The organism is Rhodococcus gordoniae (genome assembly GCF_001646655.1).
Classification (GTDB): Bacteria; Actinomycetota; Actinomycetes; order Mycobacteriales; family Mycobacteriaceae; genus Rhodococcus; species Rhodococcus gordoniae.
On the sequence record NZ_LPZN01000062.1, the window covers coordinates 1 to 23407 of the forward strand.

At 64.3% G+C, this 23407-nt stretch carries 22 protein-coding genes and 2 pseudogenes; 17 read left to right on the forward strand and 7 right to left on the reverse strand.

Annotation, left to right across the window (positions count from 1 at the left end):
* Positions 1–365, forward strand: a 365-nt coding sequence (locus tag A8G18_RS19600) for a sugar transferase (protein ID WP_167352116.1), incomplete at its 5' end; no start/stop codon positions are given.
* 78 nt (positions 366–443) lie between these two features.
* On the opposite strand, the gene A8G18_RS19605 is transcribed toward A8G18_RS19600, so the two are convergent.
* Positions 444–1058 carry a helix-turn-helix domain-containing protein gene (locus A8G18_RS19605; protein ID WP_064065193.1) on the reverse strand — a complete coding sequence of 205 codons (615 nt, stop codon included), beginning with the start codon at positions 1056–1058 and terminating at the stop codon, positions 444–446.
* A 262-nt stretch (positions 1059–1320) separates the two neighbouring features.
* Between A8G18_RS19605 and A8G18_RS19610 the strand changes: the two genes are divergently transcribed.
* The 10 genes from A8G18_RS19610 to A8G18_RS19655 all read left to right on the forward strand — a co-directional run bounded on the left by A8G18_RS19610 (position 1321) and on the right by A8G18_RS19655 (position 11873).
* Positions 1321–2514 (forward strand): Rieske 2Fe-2S domain-containing protein, encoded by a 1194-nt coding sequence (locus A8G18_RS19610; protein WP_064065194.1) that lies wholly within the window; start codon positions 1321–1323, stop codon positions 2512–2514.
* A 3-nt stretch (positions 2515–2517) separates the two neighbouring features.
* Entirely contained in the window at positions 2518–3573 is a 1056-nt protein-coding gene (locus tag A8G18_RS19615) for an FAD-binding oxidoreductase (RefSeq protein ID WP_064065195.1), read from the forward strand.
* 38 nt (positions 3574–3611) lie between these two features.
* Positions 3612–4490 carry a VOC family protein gene (locus A8G18_RS19620; protein ID WP_064065196.1) on the forward strand — a complete coding sequence of 293 codons (879 nt, stop codon included), beginning with the start codon at positions 3612–3614 and terminating at the stop codon, positions 4488–4490.
* Entirely contained in the window at positions 4487–5818 is a 1332-nt protein-coding gene (locus tag A8G18_RS19625) for an amidase (protein WP_064065197.1), read from the forward strand. The genes A8G18_RS19620 and A8G18_RS19625 overlap by 4 nt, the downstream gene beginning before the upstream one ends.
* On the forward strand, positions 5815–7152 hold the full coding sequence (locus A8G18_RS19630; RefSeq protein ID WP_016932024.1) for a zinc-binding metallopeptidase family protein: 1338 nt from the start codon (positions 5815–5817) through the stop codon (positions 7150–7152). Before A8G18_RS19625 ends, A8G18_RS19630 begins: the two co-directional genes overlap by 4 nt.
* Positions 7149–7913: an aspartate/glutamate racemase family protein gene (locus tag A8G18_RS19635; RefSeq protein ID WP_064065198.1), complete on the forward strand. Its 765-nt coding sequence runs from the start codon at positions 7149–7151 to the stop codon at positions 7911–7913. Before A8G18_RS19630 ends, A8G18_RS19635 begins: the two co-directional genes overlap by 4 nt.
* Positions 7913–8773, forward strand: coding sequence for an alpha/beta fold hydrolase (locus tag A8G18_RS19640; RefSeq protein WP_064065199.1), 861 nt, complete (start codon positions 7913–7915; stop codon positions 8771–8773). The genes A8G18_RS19635 and A8G18_RS19640 overlap by 1 nt, the downstream gene beginning before the upstream one ends.
* Positions 8770–10299 (forward strand): flavin-containing monooxygenase, encoded by a 1530-nt coding sequence (locus A8G18_RS19645; protein ID WP_064065200.1) that lies wholly within the window; start codon positions 8770–8772, stop codon positions 10297–10299. The genes A8G18_RS19640 and A8G18_RS19645 overlap by 4 nt, the downstream gene beginning before the upstream one ends.
* Before the next feature lie 85 nt (positions 10300–10384).
* Positions 10385–11356, forward strand: coding sequence for a choloylglycine hydrolase (gene bsh, locus A8G18_RS19650; protein WP_064065201.1), 972 nt, complete (start codon positions 10385–10387; stop codon positions 11354–11356).
* A 79-nt stretch (positions 11357–11435) separates the two neighbouring features.
* A complete protein-coding gene (locus A8G18_RS19655) occupies positions 11436–11873 on the forward strand; it encodes an SRPBCC family protein (RefSeq protein ID WP_064065202.1) in 438 nt (145 codons plus the stop codon).
* On the opposite strand, the gene A8G18_RS19660 is transcribed toward A8G18_RS19655, so the two are convergent.
* Complete coding sequence (locus A8G18_RS19660; RefSeq protein ID WP_064065203.1) at positions 11864–12982, reverse strand: sensor histidine kinase; 1119 nt, start codon at positions 12980–12982, stop codon at positions 11864–11866. The genes A8G18_RS19655 and A8G18_RS19660 overlap by 10 nt on opposite strands.
* A complete protein-coding gene (locus A8G18_RS19665) occupies positions 12979–13665 on the reverse strand; it encodes a response regulator transcription factor (protein ID WP_016932017.1) in 687 nt (228 codons plus the stop codon). The genes A8G18_RS19660 and A8G18_RS19665 overlap by 4 nt, the downstream gene beginning before the upstream one ends.
* Before the next feature lie 190 nt (positions 13666–13855).
* Here A8G18_RS19665 and A8G18_RS19670 point away from each other — a divergent pair, with 190 nt between their 5' ends.
* The 4 genes from A8G18_RS19670 to A8G18_RS22905 all read left to right on the forward strand — a co-directional run bounded on the left by A8G18_RS19670 (position 13856) and on the right by A8G18_RS22905 (position 18345).
* Positions 13856–14497 (forward strand): DUF305 domain-containing protein, encoded by a 642-nt coding sequence (locus A8G18_RS19670; protein WP_064065209.1) that lies wholly within the window; start codon positions 13856–13858, stop codon positions 14495–14497.
* 484 nt (positions 14498–14981) lie between these two features.
* A complete protein-coding gene (locus A8G18_RS19675; protein WP_064065204.1) occupies positions 14982–16421 on the forward strand; it encodes an exopolysaccharide biosynthesis polyprenyl glycosylphosphotransferase in 1440 nt (479 codons plus the stop codon).
* Positions 16422–16933: 512 nt separating this feature from the next.
* A complete protein-coding gene (locus A8G18_RS19680) occupies positions 16934–17854 on the forward strand; it encodes an SDR family oxidoreductase (protein WP_064065205.1) in 921 nt (306 codons plus the stop codon).
* A 275-nt stretch (positions 17855–18129) separates the two neighbouring features.
* A complete protein-coding gene (locus A8G18_RS22905) occupies positions 18130–18345 on the forward strand; it encodes a hypothetical protein (protein ID WP_129975836.1) in 216 nt (71 codons plus the stop codon).
* Positions 18346–18544: 199 nt separating this feature from the next.
* Here the strand turns inward: A8G18_RS22905 and A8G18_RS23485 are convergent, their stop codons facing one another.
* Together A8G18_RS23485 and A8G18_RS19690 are read right to left on the reverse strand one after the other, a co-directional pair.
* Positions 18545–18922 carry a hypothetical protein gene (locus A8G18_RS23485; RefSeq protein WP_242496640.1) on the reverse strand — a complete coding sequence of 126 codons (378 nt, stop codon included), beginning with the start codon at positions 18920–18922 and terminating at the stop codon, positions 18545–18547.
* A 237-nt stretch (positions 18923–19159) separates the two neighbouring features.
* Positions 19160–19999, reverse strand: a complete 840-nt coding sequence (locus tag A8G18_RS19690) for an aspartate dehydrogenase domain-containing protein (RefSeq protein ID WP_245207944.1) — start codon at positions 19997–19999, stop codon at positions 19160–19162.
* Positions 20000–20399: 400 nt separating this feature from the next.
* Between A8G18_RS19690 and A8G18_RS19695 the strand changes: the two genes are divergently transcribed.
* Complete coding sequence (locus A8G18_RS19695) at positions 20400–20723, forward strand: hypothetical protein (protein WP_064065207.1); 324 nt, start codon at positions 20400–20402, stop codon at positions 20721–20723.
* 108 nt (positions 20724–20831) lie between these two features.
* Here the strand turns inward: A8G18_RS19695 and A8G18_RS23700 are convergent.
* A pseudogene (locus A8G18_RS23700) lies at positions 20832–20987 on the reverse strand (helix-turn-helix domain-containing protein); the annotation flags it as partial.
* A 432-nt stretch (positions 20988–21419) separates the two neighbouring features.
* Positions 21420–22343 (reverse strand): UTP--glucose-1-phosphate uridylyltransferase, encoded by a 924-nt coding sequence (locus A8G18_RS19700; protein WP_064065208.1) that lies wholly within the window; start codon positions 22341–22343, stop codon positions 21420–21422.
* Between the two features lie 516 nt (positions 22344–22859).
* Between A8G18_RS19700 and A8G18_RS19705 the strand changes: the two are divergent.
* Positions 22860–23407: pseudogene (locus tag A8G18_RS19705) on the forward strand (sugar transferase); the annotation flags it as partial.

The following is a 23407-nucleotide window of genomic DNA, read 5'->3' on the forward strand; positions in this document are numbered from 1 at the left end:
GTGCGGGTCCGTTGTTCAAGGTGAAGGACGATCCGCGGGTTACTCGTGTGGGGAAGGTGATGCGGCGGTTCAGTATCGACGAGTTGCCGCAGTTCCTCAATGTTCTTTGTGGGGAGATGAGTGTGGTGGGTCCGCGTCCGCCGTTGCGGCGTGAGGTGGAGGCCTACGACGGTCGGGTCCAGCGGCGGCTGCTCGTTCGCCCCGGGGTGACGGGGTTGTGGCAGGTGTCGGGTCGGTCGGATCTGTCGTGGGACGAGTCGGTGCGGTTGGATCTGTCGTATGTGGAGAACTGGTCGATGGTCTCGGATGTGTTGATCATCGGTAAGACCGTCAAGGCGGTCCTCGCCAGCGACGGCGCCTACTGAGAAATGCCCTACAAGAACGGCCTCGGAGTTCGACTCCGGGGCCGTTCTCGCATGAGCATCCGACCGAAGCGGGGTCGCTCAGTCGGAAGTGCGCTTCGTCGAGCGCCGGGGCCGCGACCCGTTCTCGAGAGGTTCGAACAGGACGGCGGTGTTGAGGGTGGCGAGTTCGCGGCTCGCGGCTTCGTACAAGCCGGTGAGTACCTGCATCGATCGCGACGCGTGCCGCAACTTCGTCGTGATGTCGCTCAGTTCCTCGAGGTTGGACACCAGGGTTTCGCGACGCAGCTGGGCATAACGGTCGGTGACGGCCCGACCCTTCTCGGTGACGGTGAAGACCGAGGAGGTGCCGGCCTTCCGTCGTTCGAGTAGGCCGAGACTGACGAGTTTGCGGAGGTTGTACTGCAGGTTCGGCAGGTCCTCCCGGTTGGTCAGTTGGGCGATCGTCGCGGTGTCCTTGGACCGCTCCTGCATTCGCACGACGTGCAACGCCACGATCTCGTTGAATGCCAGGTCGAGATCTGTGGCGGCTCGGATCGCCTGGATGGCGAAGCGTTGGAAGCCGCCCTCGGCTTGGAGGATCGCGAACTCGAAGGACGTCAGCGCGTCCTCGTAGGCGTTCTCGGCGAGATGCCAGCGTCTGCCGGTGGGCAGGGGTGCGGTATCGCTGGTCGGCTCGGAGTCTGCGCTGGTCATCACTGTCTTCCGCGATCGGCCCGGGCTTGCGCCCCGCGGCGGTGGCGCCGCGCGAGTTCACGGTATCAAGATTGCGCGCATGCCTTCAATGTAAATTCCGTGGATTTTCTATTGACGTTTCATGAAACTTCGATACTGTGGCTTCAGACACAGCGATGTGTCACCCCACACTTCTCCGAAACCCGGCTTCCGGGTCCCTCGCGGTCGTGCCGGCCCACGAGCCGACCGAAACCCCACCCACCACCTCCAGGGAGGTTGTCCCATGACCGCTATCTCGCACAGCGGATCGTCGGCGGGAGTCACCCGCCAGTACGCCCCATATGTCCAGGCAGACTGGGGCTTCGCCAACCATTGGTATCCGGCTCTGCTCTCCCACGAGCTCGAGGACGGCAGCGCCAAGGGCGTCACCATCGGTGGACATGACATCGCGTTGCGCCGCAGCGCCGGCAAGGCCTACGCGGTATCCGATCGGTGCATCCACCGCGGGGTGAAGCTCTCGGCGAAACCGATGTGCCTGTCCGAGGGCACGATCACCTGCTGGTACCACGGCTTCACCTACGGACTCGAGGACGGAAGCCTCACGACGATCGTCGGCAACCCCGACGACTCGCTGATCGGAAAGGCCGGCATCCGGACCTACCCGGTGGAAGAGGCCAACGGAATCATCTACGTGTTCGTGGGTGAGGAGGATTTCGGCACCCCTCCGCCGCTCGCCAACGATCTTCCTGCACCGGTCACCAACGATCCCAACGATTCTCCGGTTCCGCACCTACTCGACGAGGGCATCGTGATCCGCGGGATCCACCGCAAGCTGGTCGGCAACTGGCGCCTCGCGGCCGAGAACGGCCTCGACCCAGGACACCTGCTGGTGCACTGGGACAACCAGATCCTTGTCGCTCTGGACCGTGCTCTGCCTCTCGGCGTCAACGCTCTCACCGACTCCGCGACCGAGGAGATCGACATCGAGAACGGCCCCAAGGGCGTGATGAACCGCTACGACCGTCCCGACCTGTACCAGCCGGTTCTCGACAACCCCAAGGTCAACATGAAGGCTCGCGGCACGGTGCCGCATTACTTCCGCACATCGCTGTGGGTTCCCGGTGTCCTGATGGTCGAACACTGGCCCATCACCGATCACGTCCAGTACGAGTTCTATGTCCCGATCGACGATCACCATCACGAGTACTGGGAAGTCATCGCTACCCGCGCCCGTACCGACGAGGAGATCGCGGAATTCAACTTCAAGTACGACAACTTCATGCTGCCCCTGGCACTGGAAGGTTTCAACAACAGCGACGTCTTCGCGCGTGAGGCCACCGAGGAGCACTACACCCGCTTCGACGGCTGGAACAACGAGATGCTGTGCGACATGGACTATTCCATCATCGCGTGGCGCAAGATGGCAGCTCGTCACCCCCGGGGATTCTTCGAGTCGCCGTACCTCGACGAGGACTGAACCATGACGATCACCCCGACCGAAGCGGTCGCGACGTCCGGTACAGATGTCACCCACACCGTGGACCTGACGTTCGCGGACGGCACCAAGACGGTGGCCGTGCCTGCAGGCTCGACGGTCCTCGAGGCGGCAGAGGCCGCCGGGGTCCGCCTGGTCAGCCAGTGCACCGTCGGTACGTGCGGCACGTGCGTCGGCAAGGTCGTTCGCGGCGACCTCCAGATGCCTCGGGATCGAGTGTTCTCCTTGCGACAGGACGAGATCCGCGACGGACAGCGCCTGTTGTGCCAGTCGGTGGCGTGCGCGGACAGTGAAGTCGAACTCGACTATCCGGCCTCGATGCTGGACGACTACCCACTCGTCGCCGCCACCGCCAAGGTCGGCGCGATCACCTGGCTCGGAGAGTCGGTGGTGGAGCTCGTGCTCAAACTGCCGAAATCCGTCCGGTTCGCCTTCCGTGCGGGGCAGTACGTCCGGATGCAGGTGCCGGGTACCGAGGAGTGGCGCTCGTACTCGATGGCCTCGGGTGAGCGCGACCGCAAGAAGCTCACCTTCACGATCCGGGTCCTGCCGTCGGGGGCGATGTCGGACTATCTCCGCAACGGTGCCATGGTCGGCGACAAGATCGAAATCGAAGGCCCCAGCGGCGCATTCGGTCTCGTGGAGGAATCCGGCCCCACGTTGATGATCGCCGGCGGCACCGGTCTCGCGCCGATGCTGTCCATGCTCGAGAATCTGCAGACCGCTCGCGAGGACACCCCGATCCGCCTGGTATTCGGATGTACCAGGGAAGCGGATCTGTTCCACCTCGACGAACTCCGTGCACGGCAGAGTTTCATGCGCACTCTCGACGTCCGGGTCGTGTCCGATGAGCCGACCTCCATCGACGGGGTCCTCACCGGAAACCCGGTCAGCGTCCTCACTGCGGACGACGTTCGTGACCCCCGTACTGCCGCCTATCTCTGTGGACCTCCCGCGATGCTCGCCGCCGCGCACGACCGGCTGGTCGAACTCGGCCTGCCGGCCGAGCGCATTCACGCCGAGCAATTCCTTCCCAGCTAGCCGCTCGCCGCGGCACCCCTTTCGAAACAGAGGACGATATGAGCATCACCCGCTTGGGCGCTCTGAGTGTCGATGTCTCCGATCTCGACACCTGGCGTCAGGTCTTGGTCGATCTGCTCGGCCTGCAGGCACGCCCCCGAGTCGACGACAGCGATCCACTGCTGATCCGGCTCGACGACCATCACCACCGCATTGCGTTGTACCCCGCGGACGAGGACCGGATCCGGGCCATCACCTGGGAGGTCGACGACCTCGACGATCTCCGCGATATCGCGGAGCGGGTCGCGGCCGAGGGCATCGACGTCGAATGGATCGACACCGGCTCACCGGAAGAGCGACTTGCCGTCGCGGCGTTCCGATTCACCGACGCCGACGGTTTTCCGAACGAGGTGGTCTTCGGGCCCACGATCGACCACACCCCGCTTGCCGGGGGAGGGGTGATCAGTGGGTTCGTCACCGGTGAACTCGGCCTCGGTCACGTGGTCCTGATGTGCAAGGACTACCCCGCCGCGGTCGACTTCTACACCCGCGTCCTCGGTTTCGATCTCACCGACTACATCGTCTGGGACGGCGCGGACGCCACCTTCCTGCACTGCAATCCGCGGCATCACAGCCTGGCCTTGATGAACGAGTGCTTCAGCTTCACAGGCGGCGACTTCAACCATCTGATGATCGAAGTGGCATCCCTGGACGACGTGGGCCGCGCCTACGATCTCGTCACCGGTGCGGGGATCGCACTGCAGATGACCTTCGGCCGACATACCAACGACGGCGTCACGTCGTTCTACATGCGTACACCGTCCGGCTTCGCGATCGAGATCGGCTACGGAGGCGAGAGGATCGACTCCGACAGCTGGGAGGTCAAGACCTTCCGCTCGCCGTCGCGGTGGGGCCACGAGCCACAGAAGGCCGGATGAATACCGTGACCGGTTCCGAGACCGACTCTCCGATTGCCGGCATCCTCGCCGACGAGCACCCGAGTGTGTCTGCCGTCGAGCGCTGTCTGGACCGGATCGCGAAGCGTGATCACGTAGTCGGGGCATGGGCGCACCTCGACCCCGGTCTTGCGATCGAGCAGGCCCGGGCGCGGGACGGAGAAGAGCGACGATCTCCGCTGCACGGCATTCCCATCGGGCTCAAGGACATCATCGAGACCGGCGACCAGCCGACCGGTTACGGGTCGAGTCTGTGGTCCGGTTGGCGACCCGTGCAGGACGCGGAGGTCGTCCGCCGGCTCCGGCGCGACGGCGCCGTGATCCTCGGCAAGACGACCACCACGGAGTTCGCTACCTACCGGCCTACTGCGACCCGGAATCCGCACGGGCTCGGTCGAACTCCGGGCGGATCGTCGAGTGGGTCCGCGGCTGCCGTCGCGGACGGTCAGGTGCCGCTCGCACTCGGCACCCAGACCGCAGGGTCGGTGCTGCGGCCGGGTTCGTTCTGCGGGGTGTTCACGCTGAAGCCGACCTACGGGCGGTGGCCGTTCGACGGGGTCCTTCCCGTCGCGCTGACTTTCGACACCGTCGGTGCCTTCGCTCGTCATCCGGCATGGCTGGGTGCGATGGACGAGTCGCTCTCGACCGACGGAGCCTCCACTCCGCCGGCGTCGGTCCTTCCGGCGTTGCACGAACTTCGGGTAGGGATTCTCCGGCCGCCGTGGGCGGACCGGGCCACCTCGGCCGCAGCCGCGCTGCTCGACGAGTTCGCGGAGAATCTGCGCGGTGTGGTGGCCGACGTACGGGACGTGCCGGTCCCGGACGCGCTGGGCGCGCTGGACGGTGCGCACACCCTGATCATGGCCGCGGAAGCCGCCGCCTCGCTCTCCGAGCGTGTCGCCCGGCCACACGCCGAACGCGTCTCCGAGCAGTTGCATCGCTTTCTGCACGACGGCCGCACCGCCACCCCCAGCGAGATCCAGTCGGCGCGTCAGGTGCTGCGGGACGTCCGAGCGTTCGTCGGAGGTGTGTTCACCGAGGTCGACGTCCTGGTCACGCTCGCGGCGCCGGGTGAGGCCCCGCCGATCGAGGCCGGTACCGGGGACCCGGTGTTCAACAAACTCGCCAGTATCGCCGGATGTCCGGCAGTCGGTCTGCCTGCGGGACGTGGGGTCGAAGGTCTGCCCCTCGGCATCCAGATCGTCGCGCCGCACCACGCCGATCAGGGGTTGGTCCGTATCGCGACGTGCCTGACCGACCGCGTGGGACTGGCGCATCGTTTCGAGGTCCACGAAGGGGGCCGACCGTGACCGACACTCTCGATACCACCGACGCCGTGACGCTGGACCCCGCTCGGCGGGAGATGTACGAGAAAGTCTGCGCGAAACTGAACCCCGACCGGTTCAGGAACCTGCTCGTCGACCTGGTGAATATCCACAGTCCGACCGGTCGGGAGCGTCCCGCGTCCGAATACATGGCGAACTACTTGCAGGAGAAGGTCGGTATCGGTGCCCGGTACCAGCCGATCTCCGAGCACACCGGTAACGCGATCGGTGAGCTGCCCGGTGCCGGTTGCGGTAGCCGACTACTCCTCTACGCGCCCATAGACACCCATATCGACCCCGAGGCCGACGTGCCATGGGTCGGGAAGTCGTTGCGGCCCGACATGATTCCGGAGGCGAAGGTCGACGGTGATCTGGTGATCGGGCTCGGTGCATCGAATCCGAAGTGCATGGTGGCGGGATTGACCGAGGTGCTGCACGCGGTCGTCGACGCCGACCTGCCGTTGCTGGGTGATCTGGCCATCGGGTTCGCCGGTGGTGGGATGCCGGTGAGTATGAGCAACCGCGACCAGGTCGGTATGAGCTCCGGTGTGTTCCACCTGCTCACCCACGGTATGATGCCCGACCACGCGATCGTGCTGAAGCCGTGGTGGGCGGTGTACCCGGAGGAACCCGGGATGTGCTGGTTCAAGGTGACCGTGCGCGGGACCTTCGGGTACGCCGGTATCAGTCGCGGTACCGAGGGTTTCCGGTCGTCGATCGTGCCCGCGGCCACGGTGATCCACGCGATCGAGGCGTGGCTGCCGGAATACACGGCACGCAACACCTCCGGGTCGACGCTGCCGGAGGGGTGGATCTCGGCGGTCCGCTCCGGAAACCCGGACAAGCCGGCCTTCCCGTCCGCCGCGACCGAGATCTATCTCGACGTGCGGGTCAATCCACGGACCACACCCGGCGAGGTGCGCCACCAGTTCGCCGAGATGATTCGTGCCCTGCGCACGCGGCATCCCGACATCGAACTGGATTGGGAGATGTACGGGTCCCTGCCGGGCGGCATGACCGACCCCGACAACTGGATCATCCGGAGCTGTCGACGCGGTTGGGAAGAAGTCGAGGGCAGGCCCTACGAGTCCACCCCGCTGCTGGGCGGACAGACCGACGGGACCCTTATCCGTCGTCTCGGAGTTCCCTGTGCCCGAATCGGTTACCCCTGGCCACCGGCGAGTGCCCCGGCCGAACTCGACGAGGGTCTCGGCGGCATGGGCGTCGCCTCGGTGACCGACGTGATGATGGCGACCCGGGCGATCGCGTTCGCGGTCGTCGACACCCTGACCCGTACCCGAGAGGAACTCGACCTGTGAAGCGCGTACTGAACATCGTCCCCGTTCCGGTTCCGCCGGAAGCGCTGGACGCTTTCGCCGCCCAGCTCTCCGGTGACTTCGTGCACCCGGCGTTCGAGAACGTCTTCGTCTCGGCACGCAATGGTGGCGGCGCCCTCGACAGCGCCTACGAGACGACCCTCGCGGACGCTTTCGTGCTCGACGCGGGTTGTCGTGCGGAAGAGCAGGGTTACGTCGGGGTCTGTGTGAACTCGATGAGCGATTCGGCGCTCGCCGCCTTGCGCTCGAGGCTGTCCATCCCGGTCGTCGCACCGAGTCAGGCCACGATGCTGCTGGCCTGCCTGCTCGGCAGGAAGTTCTCGGTGATCACCATGTGGCCGCAGTGGCACGAGTTGTACCACAAGGCTGCTCGCGAGAACGGCATCACTTCCCGGCTCGCTTCCGTGCGTGACATCGGTGTCCGTCCCGACACCGCCGAACTACTGGCAGGCAAGGAGGATTTCGTCTTCGCAGCACTCGAGCGCGAGGCGAAGACAGCGATTGCGGAGGACGGCGCCGACGTCATCATCCTGGGCTCGACGACGATGCACCGGAGTCATGCCCACCTGTCCACCGTCCTCGACGTGCCGGTGCTCAATCCCGGTGTCGTGGCCTACAAGATGTGCGAGATGCTCGTGCAGACCGGCCTGTCGCACAGCAAGCAGGCATACCCCTCTCCCGAGCGGCCGCAGGACGACCTGCTCGCCGCGGTGGTTTCCGTCTTCACTTCCGAGGAGTTCTGATGCAGGTCGATGTCAATCCCGAAGTTGCACAGACCATCCGCACCGCCGGATTCGAAACCAACTATCACGACGTAGGGGAAGGAGACGGCATTCCGGTGCTGCTCCTCCACGGTTCCGGCGCCGGCGTTTCGGCATGGGCCAACTGGCGGGGACTGATCCCCGCCCTCGCAGAGCAGCGTCGAGTAATCGCTCCCGACCTTGTCGGCTTCGGATACACCACCCTTCCCGATCCGGTCCGGTTCGAGATCTTCGATACCTGGATCGATCAGATCCTCGCTCTCCTCGACGGACTCCAGATCCCGAAGGTGCACGTGGTCGGCAACTCGTTCGGTGGTGGCCTCGCGTTGCACCTCGCAGTTCGGCACCCGCAACGTCTCGGCCGAATCGTACTGATGGGAGCCGGTGGCGTGCAGTTCGACTTCACGCCCGAACTCGATGCGCTCTGGGGGTACACACCCTCGGTCGAGAACATGAAGAAGATCATGGACATCATGGCCTACGACCGGTCTCTGGTCACCGACGAACTGGCCGAACTGCGGTACCGGGCGACCATCCGGCCGGGTGCACAGGAAGCCTTCGAACAGGTCTTCCCCGCACCTCGGCAGCGGTGGCTGGACGCGCAGATCGTTCCCGACGAGCACCTGGCTGCCATCGAGCACGAGGTACTCATCCTGCACGGACGAGAGGACCGCGTGGTCCCGGTCGCCGCGTCGCAGAAGATGTTCGGCCTGATTCCCAATGCGCAGTTGCACGTCTTCGGTAAGTGCGGTCACTGGACTCAGATCGAGCACGCCGCGCGCTTCCAGCAATTGGTGAGTGCGTTCTTCGCCGAGGACGCCGCGGAGGCGAACAAGGCATGACCGCACGGGGACGAAGCGTTGCAGTGGTGGGTGCGGGTATAGCCGGCCTGTGTTCGGCGAAACTGCTGTCGGAGTTCGGTTTCGACGTCCACATCTATGATCGGACACCCGACGTCGGTGGGGTGTGGAGTGTGACGCGCCGGTATCCTGGTGTCACCACGCAGAACAACAAGGGCACGTATGCGTTCTCGGACTTCCCGATGCCGGACGAGTACCCCGAGTGGCCTACCGGTGAGCAGGTCCAGCGATACCTCGAAGGCTATGTCGAACATTTCGGACTTCGGCGTCTGTTGCGGTTGAACACCGAAGTGGTCTCGGCGGACCAGGATCCGGTGTCCGAGCGGTGGAGGGTCACCAGTCGGCACCTCGACTCGCATGAGCTCACAGTGGGGGAGTACGACTTCCTCGTGGTGGCCAACGGTATCTTCTGTGACCCGTTCGTCCCGCCCTACGAAGGCAAGGGCGAGTACGAGGCAGCGGGCGGCCGGCTCTGTGCAGCATCGGATTTCCATGATCTCGCCGATGCGGAGGCTCGTGACGTGCTGGTGGTCGGGTACGGCAAATCATCCTGCGACGTAGCCGAGGCGCTGAGCGAGGTCGCGGCGTCCACTACGGTCGTGGCTCGCGAGGTCACATGGAAGATGCCGCGCAAGCTGGCGAACGTGCTCAACTACAAGTACATCCTGCTCACTCGTCTCAGCGAGGGGCTGTTCGAGCACGTCGAGCAGCGAGGATTCGGGCGGTTTCTGGTCGGGCGGGGCAAGTTCGTCCGGAACGGTCTGCTCGGCGTTGTCGAAAGGGTCGCTCGTCGGCAACTACGGCTCGATCGGACCGGACTGGTGCCGGAGGGATCGTTCGAGCGGATCGTGCGTCATGCGGTCAGCCTCGCCACCGAGGGTTTCTACGAGAAGGTCGAGGCCGGCACGATCTCGGTGCGACGGGGCCGATCCATCGTGGTTCTGAGGGAGAAGGACGGTCGGCCGGTCGCCGAACTCGACGATGGAACGGTGCTGCCGGCGGATGTGGTCGTTTGCGCCACCGGGTTCGTACAGCGAGTGCCGTTCCTCTCGGCAGAGGTGCAGGCACGCCTGTTCGATGATGACGGCAACTTCCTGCTCTACCGTCAGATCCTGCCCGACGACGTGGCCAACCTGTACTTCGTCGGCTATGGGTCGTCGTTGTTCAGTCCGCTCAGCGCCGAGGCCGCGGCGTTGTGGAGTGTCAATCACATGCTGGGCGGGGATATTCCTCCCATGGAGGAGCGCCGCGAGTTCGTCCGCTCGCGACTGGACTGGATGATCGAGCGCACCGAGGGGAAGCAGGCTCGTGGCACGAATATCATTCCCTTCTCGCTTCGGCACGTGGACGAGCTTCTCGACGAGATCGACCTGAATGTCGGCCCTGGTACCCGCCTGCTGCAATGGCTACTGCCTGCCCGCCCGTCCTCGTACCGGCATGCCGCCCAGGAATTGAAGCGGCGGCACTCGGTGAGCGGCAAGAATGAGGTGGTCTCGGCGGAGCGTTGATCGTTCTCGCATGAGTACCGGCCGAAGCGCCATGAGTCCACGGATATGCCGATATCGTGGGACGAAACAGTTCGGAGGTAGCCGCATGTGCACAGCCGCCAACTACACCGCCAAGGACCACTACTTCGGCCGGAATCTCGACCTCGAGTACTCCTACCGGGAAGCGGTGACGGTCACCCCACGCAACTTCCCGTTCGAGTTCCGCAGGGTGCCGTCGCTGAAGTCGCATCACGCCATGATCGGCATGGCGACCGTCGCCGACGGTTATCCGCTCTACTACGACGCGACCAACGACGAAGGTCTGAGCATGGCGGGCCTGAATTTCCCCGACAATGCCGATTACAAGCCGCCGTCCGAGGACGGCACCAACGTCGCGTCGTTCGAGTTCATTCCGTGGGTCCTCGGGCAGTTCGAGACCGTCGCGCAGGTACGGGACGCACTTGCGGATGTGCGGATCGTCGACACCGCCTTCAGCGAGGAATTCCCGCCGTCGCCGCTGCACTGGATCATCTCCGACAGGAACGAGTCCGTCACGGTCGAAGCTGTCGCGGAGGGCCTGAAAGTCCACGAGAATCCGATCCAGGTCCTCACCAACAACCCGACCTTCGATATCCAGCTGTTCAACATCAACAATTTCATGAACTTGTCGGTCGATCCGCCCGAGCCGCACTTCTCGAAGGAAATACCGTTCGACGTGTACAGCCGCGGCCTCGGCGCCGTCGGGCTGCCGGGCGACCTGTCCTCGATGTCACGCTTCGTCAAAGCCGCCTTCACCAAGGTGAACTCGATCTCGGGCGATTCCGAATCCGAAGCGATCAGCCAGTTCTTCCACATTCTCGGATCCGTCGAGCAGCAGCGAGGATGTGTCCGGCTCGGCGACAAGTACGAGATCACCATCTACTCGTCGTGCTGCAATACGGACAAGGGCATCTACTACTACCGCACATACGAGAACAGCCAGATCACCGGTGTGGACATGCACAAGGAGGATCTCGACGGAAGCGAACTCGCGTCCTATCCGCTGTTGAAGGAACAGAAGATCCTCATGCAGAACTGATCGCCGCACGTTTGACGGCGGCACACAGGGTCAATTCCTCGGTGTATTGCGTCATCCACGCCTATGAGGAGGACCCGACATGGCGGCCACCGTCTCCGACCGATTCGACATCGACGCCGCGCCCGAACAGGTGATGCGCGCGCTCGAAGATGTCGAGCGCATACCGGAATGGTCCTCGGCCCACAAGAGTGTCGAGGTGCTCACCCGGGATGCCGACGGCCGCCCACATCGGGTTCGCATGACCTTGTCGCTGTTCGGTTTCTCCGACACCCAGACCATCGAGCACGACTGGGCCGAACGGTCGACGTCGTGGACTCTCCTCGACAGCGCGATGCAGCGCAGCCAGGACGGTGAGTACGCCCTCGAACAGATTGCGCGCGGCACCCGGGTGCACGTCACCATGTCGCTCGAACCGAAGGTTCCGGTTCCCGGTTTCGTGCTGAAGCGAGGGCAGAAGCATGCGGTCGACGCGGTCCGGAAGGGTCTGACCGAGTTCGTGCTGGCCAACTACGTCTGATCTGCCGTCGGCAATTCGAGGGTGAACCGCGCTCCTCGACCCGGTCCTTCGCTGTGCACGCGGATACGACCATCATGGGCTTCGACGAGCGCCCGCGCGATCGTCAGCCCGATACCGGTGCCCCCGTGGTTCCGGTCGCGTGCGGTGTCGGCACGATAGAACCTGTCGAAGAGATGGTCGAGGTGATCGGACGAGATTCCGCTGCCCGTGTCCGTCACGGTGATCTCTGTCCGCGCGCGATCGAGCATGCGCGTGGCGACGGTGACGGTGCCACCTTCCGGGGTGTGCCGCAGAGCGTTGTCCAGCAGGTTCGCCAGTACCTGCCCGAGGCGTTCCGGATCGACCGTCACCGGCGCGGATTCTGCGATGTCGACGTGCAGCGCCACCTGCTTGCCGTCGTACTGTTCGCGCACCGCGTCGACTGCCGTGGTGACGAGGGCGCCGGTGGTGGTGGGTACCGGCGTGATGCGCGTGAGGTGTTCCTCGGCGCGGGACACAGCGGTGATGTCCTGCGCCAGCCGGTCCAATCGGAGGGTCGCCGAACGCAGGATCTGCCGCGTGTCGTCGTCGAAGGTTCGGACGCCGTCCTCGAGTGCCTCGAAATACGAGTCGAGTGTGGCGATAGGGGTCCGCATCTCGTGACCGAGATCGGCCAGCATCCTGCGCCGGGTGGTTTCGGTCGCTTCCAGTCGCCGTGCGAGTTCGTTGAAACTCGCCGCTACTTGGTCGAATTCGCTGCCGAGTCCCGGGGCGGCGACACGGGTGTCGTACCGGCCTCCGGCGATCTGCGCAGTGGAGGTGGTCACCGACGTGAGCGAACGCTGGATGCGGCGTGCGATGTACCAGCTCACTGCGGACGCCAGGAGCACTGCGAGCGCGACTGCCAGACCCCACGCGAGAACGATCGACCAGGTGAATGCCTCTTCGACGTGCGCCGCCTGACTCGAATTGTGGTCGATGCCGGCCTGGCCGAGATGGTCGTGGAAGATTCCGGGGGCGAGGGCGGAGGCCACGAGCCACGCACTGACGGCGCATCCGACGACGACAGCGATGAATGCGACGAACAGGCGGGTGCCGAAGCTCATGCCGGTGGGGGAGGATGCCGTCATCGCCCTGTGCCCATCCGGTAGCCGACGCCCCGCACGGTGCGCACGAAGCGTCCCTGGGTCGCGTCGTCGCCGAGTTTGCGGCGCAGGTGGCCGATGTGCACGTCCACGAGGTGTTCGTCGCCGACCCAGTTCTGCCCCCATACGGCCGCGATGAGCTGTGCTCGGGTGAACACGACACCGGGGTCCTGGGACAGGGCGGCGAGGATGTCGAACTCGGTGCGGGTGAGCGCGACCGGTGTGTCGCCCACGGCGACCTCTCGTCCGTCGACGTCGATGGACAGAGCGCCGAACGTCCGGGGCGGTCGGCCCGCAGAGTCCGTCACCGGGCCTGCCGTCCGGGGACGGCGCAGCATCGCCTGGATGCGGGCCATGAGTTCGCGCGGGCTGAACGGTTTCGTGAGGTAGTCGTCGGCTCCGACGGACAGTCCGATCAAGGTGTCGATCTCGTCGGTGCGGGCGGTGAGCATCACGACATAGGCGTCGGAGAAGGTGCGTAACTGCCGGCACACCTCGATGCCGTCGAGCCCGGGGAGGCCGAGGTCGAGCACGAGGATGTCGGGGTCGATCCGGCGGGCGAGCGTCACTGCCTCGGATCCGTCGCCGGTGATCGTCACATCGAAACCGTCGCGTTCGAGATACGAACCGACGAGGTTCGCCAACGACTCCTCGTCTTCGACGACCATGGCCCGCATCCGGGCGGTCGAGCTCGGGGCGGGTGCGGATCCGCCGGATGTTCCCGTCGGGCGAACAGAGGAAGGCATGGGACCCATCATCGTCACCCGCCGTGGTGCTGACGACGTGCCCGAACTTCTTGAGCAAATCTTCATACGATCTCCACCCGAACCCGGGATCGCACACGCGAGGGTGGATGCCATGAACAAGAAGGCTCTGGCCGCCGGTGCGATCGCGCTGGCGGTGGCATTCACGACGTCGGCGTGCAGTGGTTCCGGTAGTGACGAGGGAACGACCAGCGCTTCGCCTGCCGCGACGTCCGGTGAGAACACCGCACCGTTCGATCAGGAAGACGTGATGTTCTCGCGGATGATGATCCCGCACCACGCGCAGGCCGTCGAGATGAGCGACATGCTGCTCGCCAAGGAGGGGATCCCGGAGCCGGTGAGGGCGCTGGCCGAGCAGATCAAGGCCGAGCAGCAACCCGAGATCGAGCAGTTCGAGGCGTGGCTCGACGAGTGGGGCATGACGCCCATGCACCGGGAGGACACTCCCCGGATGGACAGAGGCGACATGCTCGGCATGCCGCACATGGACGAGATGCCGCACATGGACGGGATGATGAGCGAGCAGGACATGCAGGCACTGTCCGATGCTCAGGGCGTGGCCGCCGCCCGTATGTACCTGGAGCAGATGATCGTCCACCACGAGGGCGCGATCGAGATGGCGCAGGACGAGATCGAGGACGGGCGGTATCCCGACACGGTCGAGCTGGCTCGCACCATCGCCGACACCCAGCAGAAGGAAATCGACACGATGCGTCAGCTGTCGACCACTCTGTAGCCGATCTGCGCTTGCGGTTCGTCCCGTCGGCCGAGTGAGGAGCCGTCGATGTCCCAGCAGGCGCACGAACACACCCTACGAACACGCCGGCCGCGATCGACATGCGAGGCACGGCGCGCACGGGGAAATGTTCCGGCGACGGCGTCCACGATGCTCCTGCCCTGGTGCGCGCCGATGTCGGCATCGCGATCGGGGCGGGTACGGATGTGGCGATAAAACTTCCCCTTTGTTGTCGCGCGTAAGAAACAAATCTGTGCGATGATCTCAATCGCATAACGTATCGGCGCCGCTACGGAGGATGCGGTATCGATATACGGGGTTGTCGACCTTCGAGTGCAGGGAGGTACTCGAGTGTCGACGCGTCTCGGGGAGGAGACACAATGAGGGTTCTTCCGTCATGACCACGGTTCGTCAAGCGAACGACGATGCTGTGCAAGGCATTTCGGCTATCCACGCCGGTGCCGGCGCGCCGGCCGGCAGTCGGATGTCCACGCGATGGGACTGGCAGAAGTCCTACGTCGACACGCTGTTCGTCACCGACAGTCTGGTTATCGCGCTGGCAGTCGCCCTCGCGCACGTGATGCGGTTCGGGCAGGATTCGATGGTCACCATGGACGGCGTCGGAACGCTGAGTTACACCCTTATTTCCGTCGCGTTCGGCGTCGCATGGATCGCTTTCCTGGCCCTTTTCCGCACGCGGTCGAGGCGGGTGATCGGCGCCGGCTTCGAGGAATATCAGCGCGTCGTCTCGGCGACGCTCTATCTCTTCGGTCTGGTCGCCATCGTCGCGCTCATCTTCCGGATGGAGCTCGCGCGTGGCTATCTCGCCATCGCACTGCCCGCCGGTCTCGCAGGCCTGCTGTTCTTCCGGTGGGTCTGGCGACGGGTCGTCGCACGTCGGCGGCGGAAGGGTGAATTCACGACGTCGGTGCTCGTGGTGGGTGGCGCTCGCGCAGTTCGTCACATGGCCAGCACATTTCAGCGTCGCAGCGGCGAGGGTTATCGCGTGGTGGGTGTGTGCGTGCCGCGTTATTCCGGTGTGCCGGGCGAGAGCATCGATGTGGACGGACGGCAGATCCCGATCCACGGCGACGAGAGCACCGTCGTCGAAGCGTTGCGCGCCTCGGGTGCCGACACCGTCGCGGTGACCGCCACCGAGACGCTCGGCCACGAAGGCATCCGCGACCTGCTGTGGCAGCTCGAACCCGAACGCGCCGATCTGGTGGTGGCGACCGGTGTCGTCGACGTCGCCGGCCCGCGCATCGAGATGCGTCCGGTTGCCGGGTTGCCGCTGATCCATGTGGAGAAGCCGAGCTATCACGGTGCCAAGCGCAGCGGGAAGCGTCTGTTCGACCTCGCGTTCTCGCTCGCCGCTCTGCTGTGCCTGGCCCCGGTGTTCGCGATCGTGGCGCTGCTGATCAAGCTCGAGGACGGCGGCCCGATCTTCTACAAGTCCGAGCGCATCGGCCTCGACGGAACCCCGTTCGGAATGATCAAGTTCCGGTCCATGGTGCAGAACGCCGACAAGATGGTCGACGCCTTGCTCGATCAGAACGAGGGCGCCGGACTGCTGTTCAAGATGAAAGAGGACCCGCGCGTCACTCGCATGGGCCGGGTCCTGCGTCGGTTCAGCCTCGACGAGTTGCCGCAGTTCCTCAACGTCGTGCGCGGGGAGATGAGCGTGGTGGGTCCGCGTCCGCCGCTGCGTCGCGAGGTGGAGAGCTACGACGGCCGGGTCAAGCGTCGCCTGCTGGTGCGTCCGGGCGTGACGGGTCTCTGGCAGGTCAGCGGCCGATCGGATCTGTCGTGGGACGAGTCGGTGCGTCTGGATCTGTCATACGTGGAGAACTGGTCGATGGTCTCCGACGTGCTGATCATCGCGAAGACCGTGAAGGCTGTCGTCGCCAGCGAAGGTGCGTACTGACTCTCAGGGGACGTAGCCCTGGAATCAAGATCAACAACACGCTAGTGTCACATACTGTCGCCGTCCCCTGCACGGCGACGTCGAGCCCCGCCGGAAGGTTATTCGCATGCCCTTCCGGCGGGGTCTCTGCTCTTCGCGGCCACTTTCGAGGTCGAAGCACAGGAGTGACCCGCTCGACAGGGTGAAGTTCGGGGTGAAGTCTGCCCATCGGCGTAACGCAACCACGAGTTGGACCGTTGTCCAAGTGTGCATTGGATCCTGTATGTACTGCTCGGCTGGGCTCTCGTGTCGGTTGCCGTCGCGATGATCTTCGGCCGGATCATCCGCGTGCGAGACGAACGTGAGGCCCCTACCGACGCAGACTCATCTTCACCATGCCTGCCCGTCGGGGCGGACAAGCGCTGATCGCCCTCGGTGAGTGCCGGGGCGTTTGCGGTCCGGTCGCCTCGGGAAGCCACTGTGCAACGAGCTCTCGAGCACTTCGATCCACCATCGATTCACAGGCGGTACTCATGGCCGAGCAAGACGTGCACACCACCAAGACCGATCAACTGAAGTTTCAGGATCCGACTACTCGCTACCCGTCCATCTCACCTCCGAAGCAGGATCAGCCCGAGCCGGGACTCGACGCCGACATGGTGCCCAAGGCCGACATCGGCGAATTCTCGTACCGGGGCACGGGCCGCCTCGAAGGTCGCAAGGCGCTGATCACCGGGGGCGACTCCGGCATCGGCGCGGCCACTGCCATCGCGTTCGCGCGCGAGGGCGCCGATGTCGCGATCTCGTACCTGCCGGACGAAGAACCCGACGCCAAGAATGTCGCACGCATCATCACCGAGAGCGGTCGCAAGGCGGTCGCTCTCCCCGGTGATCTGACGGATGCCTCGTTCTGCTCCGACGTCGTGAACCAGGCGGTCGAGCAGCTCGGAGGACTGGACATCCTCGTCAACAACGCGGGCAAGCAAATCGCGGTAGAGGGGCTCGACGACCTGCCCGACGATCAGCTCGAGCAGACCTTCCAGGTCAACATCCTCGCGATGTTCCGCACCACCCGTGCGGCGTTGAAGCATCTGCAGCCGGGCTCGACGATCATCAACACCACCTCGATCGTGGCGTACCAACCGTCGCCGGCGTTGATCGACTACTCGTCGACGAAGGCCGCGATCAACAACTTCACGAAGAACATGGCGACCCAGCTGGCGGAGAAGGGTATCCGTGTGAACGCGGTTGCGCCCGGACCGATCTGGACGCCGTTGCAGCCGTCGGACGGCCAGCCGAAGGAAGAACTGCCCGAGTTCGGGCAGAACACACCGCTCGGACGTGCGGGGCAGCCGACCGAGCTGGCGCCGGCCTATGTGTTCCTGGCGTCGCCGGAATCGAGCTACGTGGTGGGTGCGACGATCCATGTCAACGGTGGGATGCCGTCGCCGTAAACGAGCACTTCACTTGCAACACGCTGGTCGTAGTCTCCGGCCCTGCGGTCATCGCGAACGTCGTCGAGGACGACATCGTCACGATGTACGTGGAGGTGCAGGGAAGTTACTCCTATGACACCCAGAGCGGCGGGAACACCACTGTGGCGAAGGTTGCCGTTCGCATGGTTGAGCTCGTCGGCTAGGACCGTCCGCCAGAAGACGGACCGGGCCGGCTGGCTCCTTCGAATGAATGACGCGAGCCCCGTGTAATCCGAACAGTGTCATGCGAACGGGTGAATCTGCAGGTGACTTCCTTACCCGGCAGTAACAAACCGGGGACTTCATACGTTGTTCGATATGTGAACTGGGTTTTCTGGCTGATCGTCGGGTGGCTAGCCGTATCGGTGGCCGTCGCGATCGTCTTCGGCCGTGTCATCCGCGCCCGCGACAAACGCGAGATCCCGCCGTCGCTCCACCAGGACGACGAGCAGTGGCGGGACGCCGGCTGAGCCTGCCCCGCCCAGAGCGGGCAGCAGCAACTCTGACGGGGCCCGGATCGCCTGTGGTACGAGCAGTCGATGGAATCGGGCTACGTGAAGGCTCGACGGCCCACCTCAACGGCGGACGCCGTCGCCCAGGGTTGAGCCGCAACAAACGAATCGTGCGCGTCGGTGATGACCACCGACGCGCACGACTCGTTCTGGAACGTCAGACCGCGCTGCGTACAGCCCCTCCGTAAGTGCGTCCCCTGGCTGCCGAGATCGGCACGACCGAAGCAACGTCGGAGGAGGCTTCCGCCAGCGCTGCAAGGATCTGCTCGGGGCCGGCGCATGTGCTTGCGCACGTGACCCCTCGAGCCCGGAGCTTCTGAAGGGTGAGTGCTTCGGCGGTGGTGCAGTAGCCGTCGAGGATGTCCTCGGTGAGGATCGCGTAATCCACTTCGCCTTCGAAGGCAGTGATGGTCTCGATGCCTGCGAGATCGAGGCTCTCCTGCAGTTCTCTCCACCGGTCGAGTGCGACGGCATCGGAGGGAGTGCCGAGGAAAAGTACCCGCGCCGGTCGGTCGGAAGGCGATGATGTCGTCACAGGCTGCTCCAGGGTGCGAGTAGGTCAGGTGAAACCGAATAGCCACTCCCGGTAGGGAGTTACACCTTCACGTGCGAAATGTGTTGTTTCACACTGTGTACAGCACTGGTTCATCTGCCGCTACCTGGAGAACCATCAGGAAACACGAATGTGACAGAAGCCGTTACGGTTCGGACCACCCGGTGAGGACTTTGGTCCCGAAATTCTTCGTCAAACACGCGAAAGCGACAATGTCCTTCAGGTGAAGGCATCGGGCCACTTCGGAGCGCGCTCCTTTCTCCGAGGAGTCCCCAGCACGACCGCACCTGACCCGATTCCCCGCGACAGGGCCGCAAGAACCTCGACCACCGACCAGGCAGTGATCGCGGAGGTGCGCCCGTCCGACGCCGGGTCGATCGAGTTCTCGAACATCAACTCGTATCGGCCGAGCGGTGACTCCCACTTCACTATGTGACGTGTGCTGGTGGCATCCGGGTCGGCAATGACCACCACCTCGACCCGATCGAGCCCGAGCGTCGCGAACGCGAGAGCCACCGACGAGTTCGAAGTTCGAGGGAAGGTCAGTGCTGCTTCTCTGGCGGATCCTCGAAACACCTCACGTTCCGCGTCCAGACCTTCTTCGATGCCGAGAGCACTGGGTCGTTTGATCGTGGTGTGAGTCAGGCGGGCGTCGCGTGTGCCTGCTCGTGCCGCCGAGGCCAGAATGTCGAAGCCACCGATCGCGCCCGTCGGGAGCAGCACACGTCCTGGCCCCGCCCCGAACGATTCCACATCGAAGCCGCGCTCGGCGAAGACACCGCATGAGCAGACGACGATGTCCTTACCGCGTTGCACCGCGTCGGGCAGCAGGGTGCGGGCTGCGTCGACGGTGGCTGCTTCCACCACGATGTCGGCGGTGTCGAACGCAGCGTCGGTTTCCTCTGTACTGCTTCGTGAGGTAAGCACGGCCGCGAGGCTCACACCCGGCACCGTGTCGTCGCGCAGAGCGTCGATCACGGTCTGTCCGATCGTGCCGGCTCCGACGACGCACACTGCGATCGGTCGACGCTCGATTCCTTCGGGTGCCAGTTGCCTCACATCCTCTGCGGTATACCGCCGCTCGTATTCGTGACTACGGGCTCATGGTACCGAGGAAAGAGGTCCACGATGTCCGACTCACGACGCCACCGTGTCTCGCACGACGCCGTCCGATGGTCGGAATATGTTGCTACCAAGGAAAATAAGGGATGCAGCGCGTTGTCGACGGCGGCGAGTGCGTTCACGCAGCCAACGGCATCGTTTCTTGGAACGGAGCGGGCATCCTGTGCGACGTCACCTGACGGCACGGGCACCGTACCGCGCGCCCGAGCTCGTCGTCGGGTAGCCAGCCGTACTCATCGCACCCACCGCACCGCGGTGGGAGTTTCGGTCGGGGTGGTTGCAGTGACTGCCAGACCGGGATCCACGCCGCCGCGGAACGAGCTGGATCCCATGGTCGATGACGTTCGAGCGCGGCACGGACAAGAGCCTCTACTCCATGGGTGTCGATGGATTGTTCGACGAGTGCGCGCTTCGCGGCTGTCAGAGTATCGAACCGGGCAGTGAGGCCGGCCCGGCGGCACGCCGTGGCCAGTTGATCGAGGGAAGGGGGCTGCTGCTCTTCGGGTTCGACAGCGCCGGTGCGCTTCGACGCGTGGGGGAGTGCAGCAGGTTCATGTCTTGGTTCAAGAACGGTTCGGGTGACCGGGATGTCGCCCCGCTCGGTCGTTCCTGTCACCCCGTGGCGCTTCGTCTTGTCACCTCGTTCGGAGCTGCGGGGTAACGACGTGTCACCCCGCTTCATCGACAAGTTGTAGAGGACGGGTCGGCGGTCTTCGCGAGAAATTGTCGCCGCGATCCGCTCTTGATCACCCCGGGAAATGAGGCCGAGGGTTGCGAGCGCCTTCAAGCAACGCTGCACTTGGCGTTCGCTGATGCGGGCGTACCCGGCGAGTGTCCGCACGGATGGATATGCGTCCGCGCCGTGACGGGACGCGTGATTGGCGAGGCCGAGCAGGACCACCGTCAGTGCTGGTGCCGAGGGCATCCCGGGCGGAGTTGGGGACGGAATTGCGGCGCGTTCGAGCGCCCAGGTGATCGCTTCGATGCTCACGATGTCACCTGCGCATGGGTATGCTGACGCATGTTCGACTCCTACTTAGTCGGACATCCGGCCCGTCGCGATGCCAGTCGCGGCGGGCCATCTGTTTTCAGTTTTCGCACACGCGTTCGAGCGCGTGGTTGATCATCTTGGCACCCACACGGAGGGGCGTCAACGCCTATACGGGTCTCCCAAGTGGCGCGAGCCCCGCTGGCAGGGGGGAGGAGCCAGCGGGGCTCAGGTGCTGCCAATTCCCGGGGAGGGGAAGGGGCATGTTGCAGGGAGGCAACACACTTGAGAATTTAACCAGAATTGGTGCCATACGGCACATCGAAGCAAGGACCTAAGTCCCATCGATGTGATTCGATCGCACTTCGCTCAGCCGGCGCTAGCAGAACCAAGATCAAGCCGCTCGTGGAGCCACTTGCGGAGTCCGTCGCCGTATTCGTCACTGTCGAGTGCCGCGTCGACGGCTGCACGGAGAAATCCACCCGGGTTGCCCAGATCATGGCGGGTCCCGCGATGCACGACGACGTGAACCGGGTGACCTTCTTCGATCAGCAGCGCAATTGCGTCGGTCAATTGAAGTTCTCCGCCGGCACCCGGCTTGATTCGGCGAAGGGCGTCGAAGATCTCACGATCGAGGAGGTAACGACCGGCGGCAGCAAGCGTGGAGGGAGCGTCGGCAAGAGCGGGCTTCTCCACCATGCCGCGAACTCGCAGAACATCCGGATTTGCGACGTTGGGTACTTCCTCGACCTCGAATACGCCGTACGAGCTCACCTGGCTCTTCGGAACGTCGATGGCGCACAGCACGCTTCCTCCACGCTTGGCGCGGACACGAGCCATCGTTTCCAGGATGCCGCTCGGTTGCACGAGGTCGTCCGGGAGAAGAACGGCGATCGCATCTTCGTCAGGCTCCAGAGCGGCTTCTGCGCAGCCGACAGCGTGACCTAGACCGAGCGGCTTCTCCTGAACAACCGATGCCACCGTGAGCAGATTCGGTGCGCGGCGTACCTTCTCGAGCAGCGCGAGCTTGCCCTTGGCCTCGAGGTGCTTCTCGAGGTCGAAGTCGTCGACGAAATGCGCGACAACTCCGTCCTTTCCGGGAGCCGTCACGATGAGAAGTCGTTGAGCTCCCGACTGGGCGGCTTCCGTCGCGACGAGTTCGATGCCTGGGGTGTCGACCACCGGCAACAGCTCCTTCGGCACAGTCTTCGTGGCCGGCAGGAATCTGGTGCCCATCCCTGCCGCCGGTACCACCGCTGTGCGGAAAGCTCTGCGCACTCCTACTTCTTGCATGGTTCTACCCTCGCCTCCCCTGTCGAGCGCATGACCGCGCCGGAATACCCGCGATTGCACGGCCAAAACGTTGAGCAATGGTGAGATGGATCTCACCTTCAAGATTCCGACCATCAATCCCGCATCACGTGGGGGGTCGGTAAGCGCAGTCTAGGGGCCGCCCTGCGGGTTCGCGAATCGAAGAATGCACTGAAAGTGCAAGATAGCAGGGAAGATTGCCTTTTGCGGGACTTGTAAACGCGGATCGTGTCGCCAACCGTAACCACGCGGCACACTCAAAAGAAGGTTCCATCTGGACGACTGTTCAAGCTGCCAGATATCGTAAGTAACGTTACAGTCTCAACGAGCGTTTTCGCATAGGAGCGACACGCGTACAACTGGAAGAACTGCGCCCGGCTGGGCACGCAACGGGCAGGTCACGCGACCGGGGAGGGTACGCGGATCGGGTCCGGCGTTGCTTGTGCGTGCGAGCAGTAGGTGTCTCGGGGAGGAGACAACGATGTGGGTGGTTGGGCTATGACCGCCGTCGGGGAGGCGAGTCACGGCGTACCCGATGCCCTCGTGGGGGACTACGCCAATTCCATTCGTGGACAGCGTCAGCCGTCGAGTTCGGCGAACCGTCGAAACTGGCAGCAGTCCTATATCAGCCGATTGATCTGGTCCGACGTGATTGTCGTTGTGCTGGCCGTCGTTGTGGCACATACCGTCCGATTCGGGCAGGGCGACCTATCGACGACGGAGCCGGTGTCCGAACTCAGCTATGCCCTCATCTCGGTGGGGCTTGCCGGTCTCTGGTTGATCACTCTCGCGCTGTTTCGCACGCGGTCACGGCGTGTCATCGGCGCAGGTCATAGCGAATATCAACGTGTCGTATCGAGTACCGCTCGACTATTCGGGTTCATCGCGATCATCGCACTCGTATTCCGCCTGGAACTGGCACGTGGATATTTGGCCATCGCGCTGCCTGTGGGTCTTGTCGGTTTGTTGCTTACGCGGTGGGTGTGGCGGAAGGTGATCGCGCGCAAGCGGGCTCGGGGTGAGTTTCAGACGTCGGTGCTGGTGGT